Raw genomic sequence first — 18400 nt, 5'->3', positions numbered from 1 at the left:
GACCGCCCTGACCTGGCGAGAGGCAATAATGCCTTACCTCGTTAGAATCTTGCCATGGCAGCCCATCGAGTCGCGGTCCTGGCGTTGGACGGGGTCACCCCGCTCGACCTGGCGATCCCGACGCAGATCTTCACCACCCGGCCGGAAACCCCCTACGAGATGACCCTGTGCGCGTTGGACACGAAGGTGGCCACCACCGCGGGTTTCGCACTGCTCGCCGAGGGAGGCCTGGAGCAGGTGCGCACCGCCGACACCGTGATCGTGCCGGGGTTCGAACCGGTCCTCTCGTTGCCGGACGCCGTGCTCGACACACTGGCCGAAGCCCGCGACCGAGGCCGGCGTGTGGTGTCGATCTGCACGGGCGCCTTCGCGCTGGCCGCGGCGGGCGTACTGGACGGGCTGCACGCCACGACCCACTGGAAGCACATCGACGACTTCGAGCGGGAATTCCCGGCCGTCACGGTCGACCGCGACGTGCTCTACGTCGACGAGGGCGACGTGCTCACCTCGGCCGGGGTGTGCTGCGGCATCGACCTGTGCCTGCATATCGTGCGCCGCGACCTGGGCGCGGAGGTGGCCAACCGGATCGCCCGCGGTCTCGTCGCGGCCCCGCACCGCGACGGCGGGCAGGCCCAGTACGTGCCGGCTCCCGTCGCGGTGGCAGGCGAGGCGTCGCTGTCCGGTACCCGTGGTTGGGCCCTGCACCGGCTCGGCGAACCGCTCACGCTGCGCGTGCTTGCCCGGCACGCGGGCCTCTCGCAACGCACCTTCATGCGCCGTTTCACCGAGGAGACGGGCACGACCCCGTTGCAGTGGGTACTCAACGCGCGGCTCGGCAGGGCACGGGAACTGCTGGAAACCACGGACCTCTCCGTGGATCAGGTGGCGCGGGACTGCGGGCTGGGCACGGCAGCCAACCTGCGGCTGCACTTCCGGCGCACGCTGGACACCACCCCCACCGCCTATCGCCGCACCTTCACCCACTCGACGTCGCGGGGTCCTGTCTCGTCACCGGCAGCCCCGCGCACGGACTGAGGACGGCCACCACGACCTCTATGCTGGCGAATCGTCAGGACGGAGTCGGGGGTGCATGGCACACCACCAAAGCCTCCGCGCGAGCCTGTTCGAACGCCCGAACAACGGCCGACCTGGTGACTCCCCGAGCATGTGCCTCGGTGCTGCCGTGAGGGCGGAACTCGGTGTGGAACTCGGCGGCCCGCGTCGTGAAGCCGTCGGGCTCGAACTCCCATGTGGGCGTGGGACACCCTGGAGTGCCAGGCGCCCCCTTCAGGGGCCGTGAAGACGAGGTCTGACGGATTCTTGCCCAGGCAGCGCCGCTGGAACAGCTGAACCTGATCAGGCGTGAGGACCAGGGTCCGCCGTGACTTCTTCGTCTTCGGGGCGCCGAGGAACGTCCCGCCCTCGCCCCGCCGCTTCCACGCTCGCTGCACGCGGAGCGTCGACCTCTTTTGCGCCCGCAGCAGGGCGTACGCCTCGGGTTCGAGGAACACCTCGTCGTCCGTCTTCGGCGCGTACGCCCGGCGCACCGTTCCCTGGGGATGGAGCGGCCGGGCCTGCTCTTGTGAAGGTCAAGTGTCCGCTCACTGACCTGGTCGCGCGTGAGCCTGGCCCCCCCGGGTCCGAGAGCCTTGCCCCACCCGGGTGGCCATTGCTGTCCGTGACCGTTAGCCAAGTCACGGAAGCGTTCCGCCGGTTCAGCTCGTCGAAGAGTTCGCTCTGCCGGTCCCCCGTACGGGAGCCCGGGCTCGCCACGTCCCCGTGCAGGAGAGGTCTGCGGACCGCGCCTCATGGGCCTTGAAGGGCGCCATCAGGGTGAGCCTGCGGGGCCTCGGTGTGGCGACGGTGTGGCGATGGCCTCGCCGGCGCTAGCCTGGTGGCGATCTTTCCGCAGGTCACGGGGATTCAGTTGTAGTGGGGCGGGTGGGACTCGAACCCACGGCCGACGGATTATGAGTCCGCTGCTCTAACCGGCTGAGCTACCGCCCCCCACGGCGCGTCGCGCACATTTGTGCGCGCCGTCTGCCGCAGCATAGCCGCTCATACGATCTGCTGCCCGTGAGGGCTGCCGTCCGGCGACCACGCACGTTCAAGAGGACCGCGATCGCCCGGGGTTCGGTTCCATGGCACAAGAAAAAGGACCCCTCGCGGGGTCCTCGTTCTCTCTGCTCCCCCGACTGGACTCGAACCAGTAACCCTCCGGTTAACAGCCGAATGCTCTGCCAATTGAGCTACAGGGGACCGAGCTCCCCCGACTGGACTCGAACCAGTAACCTGCCGGTTAACAGCCGGCTGCTCTGCCAATTGAGCTACAGGGGATTGCTCTGTGTGCCTCGAATGCACCGCTGTCCGGGGGAACCGGACGGCGCGCGCTCGCTGCGACACATACATTAGCGCAAGCAGGGGGGTGCTCCGCCAATCGGTATCGCCGGAGGTCACCTCGGGTGATCTCCGGCCCCGGAGGGTAGGCGCGCGGCACAGCCCGGCACTCCGGTGCGTACCGGCACCGGACGGGACCGACGAGAGGGAAAGGTGGAGCCATGCGCTACCGGCTCACGTTCATCGCGGGTCTGGCCACCGGGTACGTGCTCGGCGCACGAGCCGGCCGGGAACGGTATGAGCAGCTCCGCAAGGCCGCCCAGCGTGTCACCCAGAATCCGGCGGTCCGGAACACCGCCGAGTCAGCGGCGCTGACCGGGCGGGACGCGGCGTCGAAGGCCTTCGGGACGGTGTCGGCCAAGGTCGGGGAGCGGATGCCGCAGGCCGTCACCGACCGGGTCCGCGCACTGCGCGAGCAGCGCGGCTCCGACCAGGACGACTGGGGCACGAGCAATACCTGAGCCGGCCGGACGCGGAGCCCGGCCGGGGCGGCCATGGGCCGTGCCCGGCCGGGAAACCCTGGCTCTTTCCTTATCCGTCACATGCGGCATCATCTAAAGCCATGGGGATAGTCGCCGGATTGGACAGTTCGTCCGAAAGCACACGGATCGTGGTCTGCGATGCGGACACGGGTGCCGTGATCAGGCAGGGCTATGCGCCGCACCCTGTCGAGAAGGGGCCCGAGGCCGATCCGCAGGCATGGCTGGTTTCCCTGGGTGAGGCGGCCGGCAACGGGCTGCTCGAAGGGGTGCAGGCGATCGGGGTCTCGGCGCAGGCGCACGGCCTGGTGCCGCTGGACGTCGAGGGCAACCTCGTGCGGCCCGCGCTGGTGGGCAACGACAAGCGGGCGCAGAGCGCGGCGGCGGATCTGATCGACTCACTCGGCGGGCGCAGCGCCTGGGCGCAGGCCGTCGGGGCGGTGCCGCAGGCGACCCATCCGGTGACGAAGATGCGCTGGCTGGCGCGTACAGAGCCGGCGCACGCGGCGCGGATCGCGGAGATCATGCAGCCGCAGGACTGGCTGGCGTGGCAGCTGCTGGGGCGTCCCGCCCGGCGGACCACGGACCGCGGCGGGGCCTCGGCGACCGGGTTCTGGTCGACGGCGACCGCGACCTACCGGCCGGATCTGGTGGAGCTGGCGCTGGGCCATCAGGTGCGGCTGCCGGAGGTGCTGAGCCCGTCGGGGACGGCCGGGTTCACCCCGGAGGGGCTGCTGATCTCGGCCGGTACGGGCGAGACGATGGCGGCGGCCTTCGGGCTCGGCGTCGGGGAGGGCGACGCCGTGGTGTCGCTGGGCGCCTCGGGGTCGGTGTTCGGGATCCATCACGAGGCGCTGGCCGACCCGACGGGGACGATCACCTCGTTCGCGGACGCGACCGGGCGGCATCTGCCGGTGGTGCACACCAGCAACGCGGTGCGGGTGCTGCGCGGTGCGGCGGAGCTGCTGGGCACGGACCTGGAAGGGCTGTCCGAGCTGGCGCTGAAGTCGTCGCCCGGCGCGTACGGCATGGTGCTGCTGCCGTATCTGGAGGGTGAGCGGACGCCGCATCTGCCGCACACCGCGGGGTCGTTGCACGGTATGCGGCGGGAGAGCATGAAGCCGGAGCATCTGGCGCGGGCGGCCGTGGAGGGCATGCTCTGCGGGCTCGCGGACGCGCTGGACGTGCTGCGGGGGCGCGGGGTGGCGGTGCGCCGGGTGTTCCTGCTGGGTGCGGCGGCGGATCTGGGCGCGGTGCAGGCGGCGGCTCCGGGGCTGTTCGGGGTGCCGGTGGTGGTGCCGCAGCCGGGTGACTACGCGGCGCTGGGTGCGGCGCGGCAGGCGGCCTGGGCGTGGGGCGTGGCGCACGGCACGCTCGCCCCGGCGCCGGGCGCGGAGGCCGGGCCGGGCGGCGGGGCGCCCTGGATCGATCCGCCGCAGTGGCCGGCGGCGGCGAGCCAGGTCTTCGAGCCGGGTGAGGAGCTGCCGGTGGGCCGGGCCGTGCGCCAGCAGTACATGGCGGTGCGGGACGAGGCCTATCCGGGGGCGTTCCAGCGGGAGGCGTGAGGCCGGGGCGGTCCCGTAACGCCGAGGCCGTCCGTACGCCGGGGCCGTTCGTATACCAGGGCGGTCCGTACGCCGGAGCGGCCGTGCACCGGGGCAGCCGCGCGCCGGGGCGGTCCGGGCTCCGCGGCGTCAGTCCAGGTAGCCGCGGAGCTGGTCGGCGAAGGCGTGGTCGCGGAGTTTGTTCAGCGTCTTGGACTCGATCTGCCGTATACGTTCGCGGGTGACGCCGAAGATCCGGCCGATCTCCTCCAGGGTGCGGGGGCGCCCGTCGGCGAGGCCGTAACGGAGCTGGACGACCTTGCGCTCGCGCTCGCCGAGGGTGGACAGGACCGCGTCGAGGTGCTCACGCAGCAGCAGGAACGCGGCGGATTCGACGGGTGAGGCCGCGTCGCCGTCCTCGATGAGATCACCGAGGGCGACGTCCTCCTCCTCGCCGACGGGGGCGTGCAGCGAGACCGGCTCCTGGGCGAGCCGGAGGACCTCGCTGACGCGCTCCCCGGTCAGGTCGAGATGGGCGGCGACCTCCTCGGGGGTGGGCTCGTAGCCGCGTTCCTGGAGCATCCGGCGCTGGACCCGGACGACGCGGTTGATCAGTTCGACGACGTGGACCGGGACGCGGATGGTGCGGGCCTGGTCGGCCAGGGCGCGGGACATCGCCTGGCGGATCCACCAGGTGGCGTACGTGGAGAACTTGTAGCCGCGGGCGTAGTCGAACTTCTCGACGGCGCGGATCAGCCCGAGGTTGCCCTCCTGGACGAGGTCGAGCATGGTCAGGCCGCGGCCGACGTAGCGCTTGGCGACGGAGACCACCAGGCGCAGGTTGGCCTCGATCAGGCGGCGCTTGGCCATCCGGCCCAGGACCACCAGCCGGTCGAGGTCGACGGCGAGGCGGGAGGAGAGGTCGGGGGTGCTGGTGAGCTTCTCCTCGGCGAAGAGGCCGGCCTCGACGCGGCGGGCGAGTTCGACCTCCTCGGCGGCGGTGAGCAGCGGGATCCGGCCGATCTCGCGGAGGTACTGGCGGAAGAGGTCGGAGGACGGGCTGCCCGCCTCGGTGCGCGGCGCCGGCTCGGGGATGATCTCCTCGACGATCATCTCGGCGGCGGGGGGTTCGGCCTGCTGCGGCACGGTGGGCGGCTGCGCGGCCTGATCCTTGACCGGTTCTTCGGCGGCCTGCGCGTCGGCGAGGGTCTGGCTCTGCACGGGGGCGACCTCCAGGGTGATCGCTGCTGAGGCGGCAGAAAGGTCGGGCACGGTTGCGGCCGGGCCGCCGTCCGTCCCGTACATCGAGAGCGGTTCCGCGGAGGTTCGGGGTGGGGTGCGTCCGGGCCCGCCGCGCTCCGAGGACTCAGGCACCGCTTCTCAGTGTGGAGTACGACACGCGCCTGCCACGAGGGGCGTGCGAGCACTTTTTGAGTCCGTTCCGTGACCGGACGGCTACGGCGGGGTGAGCGCGGCGGGCTCCGGGAGCCCGATCGGGGACTACAGGGCGGCGGCGCCGCGCTCGCGCAGGGTCTTGCCGTACTGCTGGAGGACCCACAGCTCCTGGAGCATGGCGGCGGAGCCCGCGTGGTCGCCCTGGGCCTCGCTGCGGCGGGCGGCGCCCTCCAGATCGGCGATCCGGGCGTCGACGGCGGCGATGCGGACGGTGGCCAACTGGACGCCGGCGTAGGCCTCGTCGGGGTCCCGGCGGGTCAGCAGGGGTTCGACGGCGAGCTCGGTGACCATGGCGCGGACGGTGTCGTCGGGGGCGGCCTCGCGGACCCGGGGGACGTAGGACGGGTCGGCGGCGCCGGCCGTGGCACCGCCGGCGTCCTCGATGCACTGGCGGACGACGGCGTAGGGCGGGGCGGTGAACTCGTCGGCTCCGTAGGCGTCGAAGGCCGGGGAGACCAGGTCGGGGCGTTGCAGCGCGAGTTTGAGGAGTTCGCGCTCGACGCGCCGGGCGGGGCTGCGGAGGTTGAGCGCCGGGCCGCGCGGGCCGGCGGGGCGGGCCTGCTCGGGGGGCGCGGCCTGGCCGTGGCGCTGCTGCGGGCGGGACTGATCGGGGCCGGCGTCGCGGCCGCGTTCGCGGGCCCAGCGGGCGAGCTGGCTGACCCGGCGGACGACGAACTGGGTGTCGAGGATGCCGAGCATGCCGGCGAGCTGGACGGCGGATTCGTGCTGGATGGAGCTGTTCTTGATGCGGGCGACGATGGGGGCGGCCTCGTCGAGGGCGGCGGCGCGGCCGACGGTGGTGTCGAGGTTGTGCCGGGACGCGACATGGCGCAGCGCGAACTCGAAGAGCGGGGTGCGGGATTCGACGAGGTCGGCGACGGCCGCGTCGCCCTTGGCCAGGCGCAGATCGCAGGGGTCCATGCCGCCGGGGGTGATGGCGATGGAGGTCTCGGCGGCGAACTTCTGGTCGTCCTCGAAGGCGCGCAGGGCGGCCTTCTGGCCCGCGGCGTCGCCGTCGAAGGTGAAGACGACCTCGGAGCCGGAGTGGTCCATCAGCAGCCGGCGGAGGATCTTGATGTGGCCCTCGCCGAAGGACGTGCCGCAGGTGGCGATGGCGGTGGTGATGCCGGAGAGGTGGCAGGCCATGACGTCGGTGTAGCCCTCGACGACGACCGCGCGGCTGGTCTTGGCGATCTCCTTCTTGGCGAGGTCGATGCCGTAGAGGACATGGGACTTGCGGTAGAGGGGGGTCTCGGGGGTGTTGAGGTACTTGGGACCGTTGTCGTCCTCGCGGAGCTTGCGGGCGCCGAAGCCGACGACCTCGCCGGCGATGTCGCGGATCGGCCACATCAGGCGGCCGCGGAAGCGGTCGATGGGGCCGCGGCGGCCCTCCTGGGAGAGGCCGGAGAGGACCAGCTCCTGGTCGCTGAAGCCGCGGCCGCGCAGGAAGCGGGTGAGGTGGTCCCAGCCGGCCGGGCTGTAGCCGAGGCCGAAGTGCTGGGCCGCGGACTGGTCGAAGCCGCGCTCGGCGAGGAAGGCGCGGGCGATCTCGGCCTCGGCGCCGTCCAGCTGCTCGGCGTAGAACTGCGCGGCGATCTTGTGGGCCTCGACCAGGCGGGTGCGCTCGCCCTGCTGGCGGCCGGGGGTGTAGCCGCCCTCCTCGTAGCGCAGGGTGATGCCGGCCTGGGAGGCGAGCCGCTCGATGGTCTCGGCGAAGGAGAGGTGGTCGATCTTCATGATGAAGTCGACGGTGTCGCCGCCCTCCTGGCAGCCGAAGCAGTGGTACAGGCCCTTGGCCGGGCTGACGTGGAAGGACGGGGACTTCTCGTCGTGGAAGGGGCACAGGCCCTTGAGGTTGCCGCCACCGGCGTTGCGGAGCTGGAGGTACTCGGACACGACGGCGTCGATCGGGACCGCGTCCCGTACCGCCTTCACATCGTCATCGTTGATCCTGCCTGCCACGCGTGAATTCTACGGCCGGGGTCGGACACTCCGGGCCGCCCGCCCCCCGCGGCGGCCGTCGGCGTCCGCCGCCTCACCCCATGAGCTCCAGGAACCGCTCCAGGCCGATGTTGCCGCCGGAGACGATCACGCCGATACGGCGCGGGCGGGAGGGGCTCCCGGGGACCTCGACGCGGCCGGCGAGCAGGGCGGCCAGCGCGGCGGCCCCGCTGGGCTCGGTGACGATCTTCAGGCGTTCGAAGGCCAGCCGCATGGCCGCGCGGATCTCGTCGTCGCTGACCAGGACGACCGAGTCGAGCAGCCGCCGGTTGACGGCGAAGGTCAGGTCGCCGGGCCGCTCGACGGCCTGGCCGTCGGCGATGGTGTGCGGGACGGGGATGGTGACGGGGTGGCCGGCGGCCAGGGAGCGCAGGGTGTCGTCGCCGGCCGCCGGCTCCACGCCGATCATGCGGATGCCGGGGGCCAGCGCGGTGGCGGCGAGGGCCGAGCCGGCCATCAGCCCGCCGCCGCCGATCGGCGCGAGCAGCGCGTCCAGCGGGCCGGTCTCCTCGATCAGCTCCAGGGCCGCGGTGCCCTGGCCGGCGATGACGTGCGGATGGTCGTACGGCGGGATCAGGGTCAGGCCGCGCTCCTCGGCGAGCCGGCGGCCCAGGGCGGTGCGGTCGCCGGTGTAGCGGTCGTAGCGGACGATCTCGGCGCCGTATCCGGCGGTGGCGGCCGCCTTCGATTCCGGGGCGTCCTCGGGCATCACGATGACCGCGTGGCTTCCCAGCTCCCGGGCGGCCAGCGCGACGGCCTGGGCGTGGTTGCCGGAGGAGTAGGCGGCGACCCCGCGGGCGAGCTGCTGCGCGGACAGCCGGGACAGGGCGTTGTAGGCGCCGCGGAACTTGAAGGCGCCGACCCGCTGGAAGTTCTCGCACTTGAGGTGGATCTCGGCGCCGGCGAGTGCGTCGAGGGTGCGGGAGCGCAGCACGGGCGTGCGGTGTGCCACGCCCGCCAGCCGCCGGGCGGCGTCCCGGACGTCGTCGAAGGTGACGACGTCCGGGACGTCGGTGCTGCCGGGGCCGGTGGGATCGTCGGGGCTCGCTGTCATGGCCGCACGCTACGGGAGCAGCGCGGTCAGCGGCACGTCCGGATCGGCCAGCGCGCCGGGCTCCAACGGGGCGCCGGAGCGGATCAGTTGCCCGAGGGTGTCGGCGACGTCCGGGACGTTGACGTTCATCCCGGCGAGCAGCCGGCCGTCCGCGTCGAGCCAGAAGGCGGTGAACTCCCGCTTGGCGACGTCCCCGCGGCAGACGACCTGGGCGTACGAGCCGGGCGGGGCGTGGCCGGTGTACTCCATGGCGACGTCGTACTGGTCGGAGAAGAAGTACGGGAGGCGGTCGTGGCCGGCGTCCTGGCCGAGCATGGCGCGGGCCGCGGCCGGGCCGCCGTTGAGGGCGTTGGCCCAGTGCTCGACCCGCAGGCGGGTGTCCGCGGGGGCGTCCTGCGCGAGGGTGAGGGGGGCCGCGGCGACGTCGCCGGCGGCGTAGACGTACGGGTCGGAGGTGCGCAGCGAGGAGTCCACCGCGATGCCGCCGCCGCTCGTGCCCGTGCGGTCGACGAGGTCGAGCCCGGCCTGTTCGGCGAGCGCGGTGCGCGGGGCGGCGCCGATCGCGGCGAGCACGTCGTGCGCGGGGTGCTCCTCGCCGTCGTCGGTGCGGACCGCGAGCACCATGCCGTCCTGTCCGACGATCTCGGTCAGTTCGGCGCCGAAGTGGAAGCGGACGCCGTGTTCGCGGTGCAGATCGGTGAACACGCCGCCGAGTTCGGGGCCCAGGACGCCGTGCAGCGGGGTGGGAGCGGCCTCGACGACGGTCACCTCGGCGCCGTAGGAGCGGGCGGCGGCGGCGACCTCCAGGCCGATCCAGCCGGCGCCCGCGATCACCAGATGCCCGTTGTCCCGGCCGAGCGAAGCCAGCACGCCGCGCAGCCGTTCGGCGTGCGCGAGGCGGCGCAGGTGGTGCACGCCGGCCAGGCCGGTGCCGGGGATGTCCAGGCGGCGCGGTTCGGCGCCGGTGGCCAGCAGCAGCCGGTCGTAGACGATCAGGGTGCCGTCGCCGAGGCGGACGGTCCTGGCCTCGGGGTCCAGATGGACGGCGGGCTGGCCCAGGTGGAGTTCGATGTGCGCCTGGGCGTACCAGGCGGGTTCGTGGACGAAGACGCTGTCGCGCTCCTCCTTGCCGAGCAGGTACCCCTTGGAGAGCGGGGGGCGCTCGTACGGGTGGTCGCGCTCGTCGCAGATCAGGATCACCCGGCCGGTGAAACCCTCCGCGCGGAGCGTCTCCGCGGCCTTCGCTCCGGCCAGGCCACCCCCGACGATGACGAACGTCTGGTGTGCGTCGACCACTTGCTTCCTCCTCGTTGCGGTGCCGTACGTCCGCGTCCGCGTCCGTGAACGCCCCCGATGTCCCCCCGGTTCCTCTCCCCCGTTGATGTGCTGGGCGCCGCCGAGGTTCCCGTTCGCCGCCGATCGGGGTGTGCCGTGGTGCCGTGGCCCGGTGTCGCTGTGCGCTGTTGTCAGGGTGCTCCGTTCGAGGACGGCCGGGTCCGAGCGTCCCGCACGGAGCGTGAGGGCGGAAGAGGGGCTTTCCCCCAGGGTCACCCCCGGTTCGCCCCGCGGTGACCGGGCGGCCGGGTGAGACGGGCGTGCAGCGAGCGGGCCGAGGTGTCGGTCAGGGCCGCGATCTGGTCGATGACGGCACGCATCCGCGCGGTGTCGTCGGGGGCCGAGTCGAACAGCGAACGGAACTGTGGATCAAGGCCGTCGGGGGCGCGGGCGAGCAGCGCCTCGGCCAGTTCGGCGAGGACGACTCGCTGGTCGGCGCGGAGCACTTCCTGGTCGGGGCGCTGCATGACGTACCGGTCGGCGACGGCTTTCAAAACGGCGCATTCGAGCCGGGTTTCGTCCGGAACCACCAGCTCGGCCCCATAGCGGGTGAGCCGTCCGCTGCCCCACTGGGCCCGGGTGGCGGTCTCGGCGGCCAGGCAGAAGCGGCCGATCAGCTGGCTGGTGGCGTCCTTGAGGCGGGCCTGGGCGAGCGCGGAGCCGTCGTAGCCGTGCGGCCACCACTCCTGTTCCAGCAGGCGGTCCAGCGCGGCGGCCAGCTCCGCGGGGCCGGCGCCGGGCGCGTAGCGCTCACCGGCGACGGCGAAGATCTCGGCGCGTTCGGCGTCCGCGAGCAGGAGGTTGGGGTCCAGGTGTCCCGCGTGCAGGCCGTCCTCGACGTCGTGCACGGAGTAGGCCACGTCGTCGGACCAGTCCATGACCTGCGCCTCGAAGCTCTGCGCCCCGTCGGGCGCGCCCTGCCGGAACCACGCGAAGACGGGCAGGTCGTCGGCGTAGACCCCGAACTTCGGGGAGGCGGGGTCGGCGGGGTGGGTGCCGCGCGTCCAGGGGTACTTGGTGGCCGCGTCCAGGGCGGCGCGGCTGAGGTTCAGCCCGACGCTGACCGCCGTGCCGTCCTCGGCGGGCACGAAGCGCTTGGGCTCCAGGCGGGCCAGCAGCCGCAGCGACTGGGCGTTGCCCTCGAAGCCGCCGCAGGGTGCGGCGACCTCGTTGAGGATCTGCTCGCCGTTGTGGCCGAAGGGCGGGTGGCCGAGATCGTGCGCCAGGCAGGCGGTCTCGACGAGGTCGGGGTCGCAGCCGAGGGCGGCGCCGAGTTCCCGGCCGACCTGGGCGCACTCCAGGGAGTGGGTCAGCCGGGTGCGCGGGCTGGCGTCCCAGGCGTGGGTGTGTCCGCCGGGGGTGACGACCTGGGTCTTGCCGGCCAGCCGGCGCAGCGCGGCGGAGTGCAGCACCCGGGCGCGGTCGCGCTGGAAGGCGGTGCGCCCGGGCCGTTTGTCGGGCTCGGTGACCCAGCGCGCGATGTCGGCCGAGGTGTAGCCGGGGATGGTCGGTCGTGTGCCCGTCATACCGCGACGGTAGCCGCCCCGGTGCTCTCGTCGTCGCATCCGGTGGGTGCGAGCAGCACCTGGTCGTAGCGGTGCAGCACGAGACGGGCCAGTGCGGGGTGGTCCGCCAGGGGGGCGGCGGCGAGGCCGGGGGCGGCCTCGGCGGTGCGGGTGGCGAAGCGGCCGGGGGCGGTGAAGCAGCCGGCCACGGCGACGCGGTCGTGGCCGCGGGCGGTCAGCGCCCGGACCGCGTCGGCGACGGTGGGGGCCGCGGCGGAGGCGTAGGCGGCGCGGACCGGGAGCCCGAGCCGGGCCGAGAGCAGCTCCGCGGTGCGTTCGGTGTCGCGGGCGGAGCGCGGGGACCGGGAGCCGGCGGCGGCCAGGACCACGGCGGTGCGCGGGCCGGGTTCCCGGGGGAAGCCGGCTTCCAGGAGGCGGCCGTGGAGCGCCTCGGCGAGGAGCGGATGCGGCCCGAGGGGGGTGGCGATGCGGCCGGTCAGACGGGGGGTGTCCGCGAGGGCGGCGGGCAGGTCGTGGGTGACGTGATGCCCGCGGCCGAAGAGCAGCGGGACGAGGACGGCCTCGCCGCGCAGCCCGGCGAGGGTGTCGCTGAGCAGCGGGCGGTTCAGCTCCAGGTGCCCGAGCCGTACGGGCAGTCCGGGGCGCAGCGCGCGGACCCGGTCGAGCAGCGCCCGGACGGCGGGCAGGGCGCGGGGGTCGCGGCTGCCGTGGGCGACCGCGACGAGGGTGGGGGCGGGCGGCCGCGCGGAAACCGGCCCGTGCAGCCGGACCCCGCGGAGCCGCCTGCTGAGCTGCGCGGCGATCTCGGCGGCCAGCTCCCCCGTGCCGACGAGGGGCGCGACCGGGGCGGGGCGGGAGGCGGGGTGCGGTATCGGCGCCGTCATGAAGGGAGCGTGGCAGCGGGGCGTTGCGGTGCCGTTTCCCGGCCGCGACGTTCGTGTTCCGTCGGGCTGCCAGCGGCGGCGGCCCGCCGGGCGGGACGGGCGGCCGAGGTCGGCGCCCCGCCGCCCGTGCCCCGGCGCCACCACCGTCCGCGCTACGCCCCGTGCGCGTCCACGTCCCGCAGATGCCGCGCGCGGGCCGCCTCGTCGAGGAAGGCGGCGCGGAAGGAGTTGCGGGCCAGGGTGCGCAGGGTCTCCTGGTCGAGGCCGAGGGCGTCGCGTACGGCGCGGAAGTTGTCCTCCGCGTAGCCGCCGAAGTAGGAGGGGTCGTCGGAGTTGACGGTCACCAGCAGCCCGGCGTCGAGCATCGCGGGCAGCGGGTGGTCGGCGAGGTCGTCGATGACCCGCAGCCGGACGTTGGACAGCGGGCAGACGGTCAGCGGCACCTGGTCCGCCACCAGGCGCGCCACCAGCTGCTCGTCCTCCATGCAGCGCACCCCGTGGTCGATCCGGTCCACGCCGAGGATGTCCAGGGCCTCCCACACGTAGGCCGGCGGCCCCTCCTCACCGGCGTGCGCCACGCACTTGAGCCCGGCCTCCCGCGCCAGCGCGAAGACCTCCCGGAACTTCGACGGCGGGTGCCCGACCTCGGCGGAGTCCAGGCCGACGGCGGTGAGGCGGTGCAGGTGCGGGCGGGCCGCCTCGAAGGTCGCCAGGGCCGACTCGGCGCTCTCGTCGCGCAGGAAGCACATGATCAGGCGGGTGCTGATGCCGTAGGCCTCCTCGGCGCCGTCGAGCGCGCGGGCCAGGCCGTCGATGACGGTGCCGATCGGGACGCCGCGGGCGGTGTGCGCCTGCGGGTCGAAGAAGATCTCGGCGTGCCGTACGCCCTGCTCCTTCGCGCGGGCCAGGTAGGCGTGCGCGAGGTCGGCGAAGTCGTCCTCGGTGCGCAGCACGGCCATCAGCGCGTAGTAGAGGTTCAGGAAGGACTGGAGGTCGGCGAAGGAGTAGGCGCGGCGCAGCGCGTCCTCGTCGGCGTAGGGCAGTTCGATGCCGTTGCGCCGGGCGAGCGCGAAGGCGAGTTCGGGCTCCAGGGTGCCCTCGATGTGCAGATGCAGCTCCGCCTTGGGCAGCGGCGCGGGGGCGGGAGCGGACGGGGAGGAAGGCACGCGGGTCACACCTGTTCTGCGGTACGGGAAAACGACGGGGAACTACAGCGAACTGCGGGGTACTACGGGGAACGGACTGCCAGGAACTGCGGGAAAGCGGACGGGGGTCCTCCGCCGGGGCGGAGTCGTCCAGGTTAGCCGGGGTGCGGCGGGCGGCCGCGGCGGCGCCCCGGACCGGCCGGCGGCCGCCCGTGTTCCGCCCGGGTGCCGCGCCAGTCGCCGCCGGCGAGCGGGGAGGCGGTGCTGCGCAGGCGGGCGGCGAGCGGGGCGGCGGCAAGGTAGACCCAGGCGCGGACGGTGCGGCCGTCGGCCAGCACCGCGTCGACCGGCACCCGCTCGTAGAGGTTGTCCGGGGCGCCGGGGACATGGCCCTCCAGCCGGTCCAGCACCGCCCGCACCTCGTCGTAGTCGGCGTCCCGGGGCCGGACCAGATCGCCGTGCACCACCGCGTCGGCGGGCCCGGCCGTCGCGTACGGGTATCCGGGGCCGTCGTAGAGCAGGGCCCCGCGGATGTGGGCCGGTTCCTCGGCGGCGGTGCGGCCGCGCAGGGTCCGGGCGTGGTTGGCCTCGCCGGGGCGCAGCGTTCCGTAGACGAAGAACGGCAGCCGCTCGGGCTCGGTGGTCATGGGGGTTTCCTCTCCGGGACGCGGTCTCCCCCGGCCACGATGCCAGGCCGCCGGTGCAACCGCCGACCCGTCGCCGGCGTCGCAGCCTGCGGGATCACGGACGGGCACGATCGGATACGCGAGCGGCGACGCGGGGCGGGACGGGCGCAGATGCGGGAGCCGGAGCCGGTGCGGCGAATACGGCAGCAGGTGCGGCGGATACGGCAAGCCGGGCGGCGGCTGCGGCCGCCGCGGACCCGGCGGGGCCAACGCCGGGCGTTCCAGGCCGTGGTGGCGCTGACGGTGCTGGCGCTGGCGCCGGCGACCTGGCTGAACGCGACCGCGGGGCCGCGGGTGCGCACGGTGGCGGACGCGCCCGCCGCGCCGGTCGCTCTCGTCTTCGGCGCGGGCCTGTGGAACGGCGAACCGTCGCCGTATCTCGCGCACCGGCTGGACGCGGCCGCCGCGCTGTACCACCGGGGCACGGTCCGCGCCGTCCTGGTCACCGGCGACAACAGCCGGCGCGACTACGACGAGCCGGACGCGATGCGCGGCTATCTGCTGCGGCACGGCGTCCCGGCCCGCCGGATCGTCAGCGACTACGCGGGCTTCGACACCTGGGACTCCTGCAGCCGCGCCCGCCGGATCTTCGGTGTGCACCGCGCGGTGCTGGTCAGCCAGGGCTTCCACATCCGGCGGGCGCTGGCGCTGTGCGGCGCGGCCGGGGTCGACTCCTACGGGGTCGCCGTCGCCGCGAAGCACGATGTGACCTGGGCGTACGGCGGTGTCCGGGAGATCCTCGCGGCCGGAAAGGCCTCGCTGGAGGCGCTGTGGCGGCCCGATCCGCACTTCCTGGGGCCGCGGGAGAAGGGGGTGACGGAGGCGCTGCGGTAGGGACCGCGCGCCGCCGCCACCCCGGGTTCAGCCCTTCGTCGCGCGGGCGTAGAGACTGAGGATCTTCGTTCCGAAGTACGGGCTGTAGCTGGTCCGGTCGTTGTCCGGGCCCTTGGGGCCGCCGCCGTTGAGGCCGCCGATCAGGCCGATGACCCGGCCGGTGCGGCTGTCCTCGTCGTAGTCGCTCAGCCAGGGGCTGCCGGAGGTGCCGCCGTAGAACCCGCCGCAGTCCATGCGCAGTTGGCGGGTGCCGGACAGCCGGCTGGTGCGGGTGGCGCAGCGCACGGCCCGGTCCTGGGGGTCGTTGCGGACGTTGGGGTAGCCGATGACGGTCACGTCGTTGCTGTAACCGGGCGTCGGGCCGAGGGTGTTGCCGCCGGTGACGTCCTCGACGCGGCGGCCGTCGTCATCGGGGGCGACGGTGGCGAAGGCGAAGTCGAGGTCCGCGCCGTCGCCGCTGGTACCGCGCCCCGGGTAGGCGAAGGTGTCGTCTATCGCCCACACCCCGTAGGGCTGGGTGGTCGCGCCGGAACGATACTGCGGGACAAAGGCGGCGCGGGTGCCCGGATGGCAGTGCCCGGCGGTGAGGATCAGATTGCCGTGCGGACTGTGCACCACGCTGGCGGTGCAGTGGTGGGCGCGGGCGTCCCCGTCGACGGAGAACAGCACGCCGATGGACGGGATGCCGTCGAAGTGCCGTGCGGTGGCGGCGCGTCTGGCGGAGTCCGGGGCGGACTTGGCGGCCAGGGCGGAGGTACGGGCGTGGGGCCCGGTGGGCGCGGCGGCCGCCATCCGCTCCGCCGTCCAGTAGGCGGTGGCGTCCCGGCTGGTCCAGTTGGCGCCGGTGGCGGGGTGCTCGGCCTCCGGCGCCTGCTGCCGGGTGCCGTCGACGGCGTGTCCGAAGGGCGCGGTGGCCAGGCACACCGCGAGGCCGACGGCGGCCGTCGCGCCCCTGCGCCACCGGCGGTTGCGGCGCCGCTGCTCGGCTCGGGTCATCCGGTGGTTCCCCGTGTGGTCGTGCTGCACGTCAGCTCGTCTCCTTGGTGACCCAGGACAGATACCCGGCGCCACCTCGGGTGACGGGGGTGGCGATGATCTCGGGGGTGTCGTAGTCGTGTGCGTCGAGGAGATAGGCCTCCAGCGCCTCGTAGCGCGCTTCGGCCGTCTTGAAGAGCACCTGCCATTCCTGGCTGGTCTCGACCGCGTTGTCCCAGCGGAACACCGAGGTCACCGGGGCGCCGATCTGGGCGCAGGCGGCGAGCCTGCCCTCGATCGCGCCGCGGGCCAGTCGCCCGGCCTTGGCTTCGCTGTCGATGGTGGTCATGACGGTCAGGAACCGGGCCTGCCGCCCGGTGGGGTCGGGCACGTCGTTCGGGTCACTCGGGTCGGCCACGTTGCGCATCCTTCGCGGTGGGGGGACGGGACGGTGGGGCCGCACCGGACAAGCACGCCTGTCCGATGGCGCCGGACCGCAATGCATCGTACGGACCGACATGATCATCCCGTAAGTGACTTGGCCCGCCCGGCGCGGGTTGCACCCGGACGCCGCTGCGCACCCGCCGCGGAGGTCCGGCCCGGCGCGCGCGAACTCCCCGGTTGCGCGGCTTCGTGCACCGGCAACGATGGAAGGGGAGCCCGGCCCGCCGGTCCGCACGCGAAAGGCCCGCATCATGGACGACCTCAGCGCACTCGCCCGCCAGCAGCTCGACGACGCCCGGGCCTCCGCCCACGGGCGCAGCGGCCATCTCTTCCTGCACGACGGCCCGCTGCGGCAGAGCGTGATCGCGCTGATCGCCGGCACCGTACTGGACGAGCACAACGCCCCTCCGGCCGCCAGCCTCCAGGTACTTCACGGGCGGGTCCGGGTGACGGGGTCCGGCGGCGGCCAGGAACTGACGGCCGGCCAGGTCGCCATGACCCCGCGCGAGAGGAACGGCCTGATGGCCCTCGACGACGCGGCGGTGCTGTTCACGGCCGTCACGGAGATTCCGGACGGGGAGCACCGGCGGCCGACCGCGGCGGTGGCCGGGGCATAGCGGCCTGCGGAGCGCCGCACCCGGCCTCCCGGCCCGTCTCCCACCTTCCGAGTTTTCACGCTTTTCTGAACGTTATGTACTCTCGCGGGCCCGGTCGGCGTCCGGTCAGCCCGCCAGCCACTGGTCGAAGGCGAGCTTGCACAGCAGCGCCACGACCACGACCACCAGCACCCCGCGGACGAAGCCCGCGCCGCGCTTGAGCGCCATCCGGGCGCCCGCCATCCCGCCGGCGAGGTTGAACAGCGCGAGCACACCGCCCAGTTGCCACAGCACGGTGCCCTGGATCGAGAACATGGTCAGCGCGCCGATGTTGGTGCAGACGTTGACGACCTTGGCGGTGGCCGAGGCGGTGACCAGGTCCATGTGCAGCAGCGCGGCGAGCGCGAGGATCAGGAACGCGCCGGTGCCGGGCCCGATCAGGCCGTCGTAGAAGCCGATGCCCAGGCCGGCGACGAGGACGGCGGCCGCGATCCGCCGGGCGGTGACCGGGCCCGAGGGCGCGGGGGCGGTGCCGAAGCCGGGGCGGACGAGGACGAAGACGAGCACCGCCAGCAGCACGACCATGATCAGCGGCCGCAGCACCGCGCTGTTGATGCCCGCCGCGAAGAACGCCCCGCCCAGCGATCCGGCCATCGCGGCCAGGCCGATCCGCAGCGCCGTCGGGACGTCGATCGGGGTCTTGCGGACGTAGGTGACCGCGGCCGCGGAGGTGCCGACGATGGCGGTGGACTTGTTGGTGGCCAGCACGTAGGCGGCGGGCGTGTGCGGGAGACCGACCAACAGGGCCGGGAGCAGCAGCAGTCCGCCACCACCGACCACGGCATCGATCCAGCCCGCCGCGAGGGCGGCCAGCGCGAGCAGGGACAGCGTGAACAGCGATATGTCAGCGGGCACCCGGTGATCCTAGGGACCGCGCGCCGCGACGGGGGAAGATCCGGCCGCCGGACACTCGGGAGGCGCGCCCGTCACCAGCGGGAACGCCCGCCGCATCCGGCCGGAGCCGGTACCGCACCACGATGCGCGC

General features: G+C 73.6%; 16 protein-coding genes and 3 tRNA genes. 5 read left to right on the top strand and 14 right to left on the bottom strand.

Annotated features, from left to right (window positions below; all coding sequences use genetic code 11):
* Nucleotides 1-54 precede the first annotated feature (54 nt).
* Complete coding sequence (locus IEY78_RS11090; RefSeq protein ID WP_189097488.1) at nucleotides 55-1035, top strand: GlxA family transcriptional regulator; 981 nt, start codon at nucleotides 55-57, stop codon at nucleotides 1033-1035.
* Between the two features lie 898 nt (nucleotides 1036-1933).
* Here IEY78_RS11090 and IEY78_RS11085 read toward each other — a convergent pair.
* From IEY78_RS11085 to IEY78_RS11075, 3 genes are all read right to left on the bottom strand, one after another.
* Nucleotides 1934-2007, bottom strand: a tRNA-Ile gene (locus tag IEY78_RS11085).
* Between the two features lie 179 nt (nucleotides 2008-2186).
* Nucleotides 2187-2259: transfer RNA gene (locus tag IEY78_RS11080), tRNA-Asn, on the bottom strand.
* Between the two features lie 5 nt (nucleotides 2260-2264).
* Nucleotides 2265-2337: transfer RNA gene (locus IEY78_RS11075), tRNA-Asn, on the bottom strand.
* Nucleotides 2338-2558: 221 nt separating this feature from the next.
* Between IEY78_RS11075 and IEY78_RS11070 the strand changes: the two genes are divergently transcribed.
* Nucleotides 2559-2858 (top strand): YtxH domain-containing protein, encoded by a 300-nt coding sequence (locus IEY78_RS11070; protein ID WP_189097487.1) that lies wholly within the window; start codon nucleotides 2559-2561, stop codon nucleotides 2856-2858.
* Between the two features lie 101 nt (nucleotides 2859-2959).
* Entirely contained in the window at nucleotides 2960-4441 is a 1482-nt protein-coding gene (locus IEY78_RS11065) for an FGGY family carbohydrate kinase (protein ID WP_189097486.1), read from the top strand.
* Nucleotides 4442-4570: 129 nt separating this feature from the next.
* On the opposite strand, the gene IEY78_RS11060 is transcribed toward IEY78_RS11065, so the two are convergent.
* The 8 genes from IEY78_RS11060 to IEY78_RS11025 all read right to left on the bottom strand — a co-directional run bounded on the left by IEY78_RS11060 (nucleotide 4571) and on the right by IEY78_RS11025 (nucleotide 14467).
* Nucleotides 4571-5725: an RNA polymerase sigma factor gene (locus tag IEY78_RS11060; RefSeq protein WP_308426871.1), complete on the bottom strand. Its 1155-nt coding sequence runs from the start codon at nucleotides 5723-5725 to the stop codon at nucleotides 4571-4573.
* Nucleotides 5726-5920: 195 nt separating this feature from the next.
* Nucleotides 5921-7837 carry a DNA primase gene (gene dnaG / locus IEY78_RS11055; protein ID WP_189097485.1) on the bottom strand — a complete coding sequence of 639 codons (1917 nt, stop codon included), beginning with the start codon at nucleotides 7835-7837 and terminating at the stop codon, nucleotides 5921-5923.
* Between the two features lie 73 nt (nucleotides 7838-7910).
* Complete coding sequence (locus IEY78_RS11050) at nucleotides 7911-8930, bottom strand: threo-3-hydroxy-L-aspartate ammonia-lyase (RefSeq protein WP_189097484.1); 1020 nt, start codon at nucleotides 8928-8930, stop codon at nucleotides 7911-7913.
* A 9-nt stretch (nucleotides 8931-8939) separates the two neighbouring features.
* Nucleotides 8940-10226 carry an NAD(P)/FAD-dependent oxidoreductase gene (locus IEY78_RS11045; protein ID WP_189097483.1) on the bottom strand — a complete coding sequence of 429 codons (1287 nt, stop codon included), beginning with the start codon at nucleotides 10224-10226 and terminating at the stop codon, nucleotides 8940-8942.
* Between the two features lie 251 nt (nucleotides 10227-10477).
* On the bottom strand, nucleotides 10478-11791 hold the full coding sequence (locus tag IEY78_RS11040) for a deoxyguanosinetriphosphate triphosphohydrolase (protein WP_189097482.1): 1314 nt from the start codon (nucleotides 11789-11791) through the stop codon (nucleotides 10478-10480).
* Nucleotides 11788-12675 carry a sirohydrochlorin chelatase gene (locus IEY78_RS11035; RefSeq protein WP_189097481.1) on the bottom strand — a complete coding sequence of 296 codons (888 nt, stop codon included), beginning with the start codon at nucleotides 12673-12675 and terminating at the stop codon, nucleotides 11788-11790. The genes IEY78_RS11040 and IEY78_RS11035 overlap by 4 nt, the downstream gene beginning before the upstream one ends.
* A 152-nt stretch (nucleotides 12676-12827) precedes the next feature.
* Nucleotides 12828-13841, bottom strand: coding sequence for an adenosine deaminase (locus IEY78_RS11030; protein WP_373294112.1), 1014 nt, complete (start codon nucleotides 13839-13841; stop codon nucleotides 12828-12830).
* A gap of 134 nt (nucleotides 13842-13975) precedes the next feature.
* Nucleotides 13976-14467, bottom strand: a complete 492-nt coding sequence (locus IEY78_RS11025) for a gamma-glutamylcyclotransferase family protein (RefSeq protein ID WP_189097479.1) — start codon at nucleotides 14465-14467, stop codon at nucleotides 13976-13978.
* A gap of 150 nt (nucleotides 14468-14617) precedes the next feature.
* Between IEY78_RS11025 and IEY78_RS11020 the strand changes: the two genes are divergently transcribed.
* Nucleotides 14618-15340, top strand: a complete 723-nt coding sequence (locus IEY78_RS11020; protein ID WP_373294111.1) for a SanA/YdcF family protein — start codon at nucleotides 14618-14620, stop codon at nucleotides 15338-15340.
* A 27-nt stretch (nucleotides 15341-15367) separates the two neighbouring features.
* Here IEY78_RS11020 and IEY78_RS11015 read toward each other — a convergent pair whose 3' ends face one another.
* On the bottom strand, nucleotides 15368-16366 hold the full coding sequence (locus IEY78_RS11015; RefSeq protein ID WP_229699851.1) for a trypsin-like serine peptidase: 999 nt from the start codon (nucleotides 16364-16366) through the stop codon (nucleotides 15368-15370).
* Nucleotide 16367: 1 nt separating this feature from the next.
* The gene (gene cutA / locus IEY78_RS11010) at nucleotides 16368-16733 is read right to left on the bottom strand and encodes a divalent-cation tolerance protein CutA (protein ID WP_189097478.1); all 366 of its coding nucleotides are present in this window, start codon (nucleotides 16731-16733) and stop codon (nucleotides 16368-16370) included.
* A 277-nt stretch (nucleotides 16734-17010) separates the two neighbouring features.
* Here cutA and IEY78_RS11005 point away from each other — a divergent pair, with 277 nt between their 5' ends.
* Nucleotides 17011-17376, top strand: coding sequence for a cupin domain-containing protein (locus IEY78_RS11005; RefSeq protein ID WP_189097477.1), 366 nt, complete (start codon nucleotides 17011-17013; stop codon nucleotides 17374-17376).
* Nucleotides 17377-17481: 105 nt separating this feature from the next.
* Here IEY78_RS11005 and IEY78_RS11000 read toward each other — a convergent pair whose 3' ends face one another.
* The gene (locus tag IEY78_RS11000) at nucleotides 17482-18270 is read right to left on the bottom strand and encodes a sulfite exporter TauE/SafE family protein (protein ID WP_189097476.1); all 789 of its coding nucleotides are present in this window, start codon (nucleotides 18268-18270) and stop codon (nucleotides 17482-17484) included.
* Nucleotides 18271-18400: the final 130 nt, after the last annotated feature.

The organism is Streptomyces kronopolitis (assembly GCF_014646275.1).
GTDB lineage: Bacteria > Actinomycetota > Actinomycetes > Streptomycetales > Streptomycetaceae > Streptomyces > Streptomyces kronopolitis.
The sequence above is the reverse complement of the archived record's forward strand: the minus strand, read 5'-3'. Positions and strand labels throughout refer to the sequence as shown.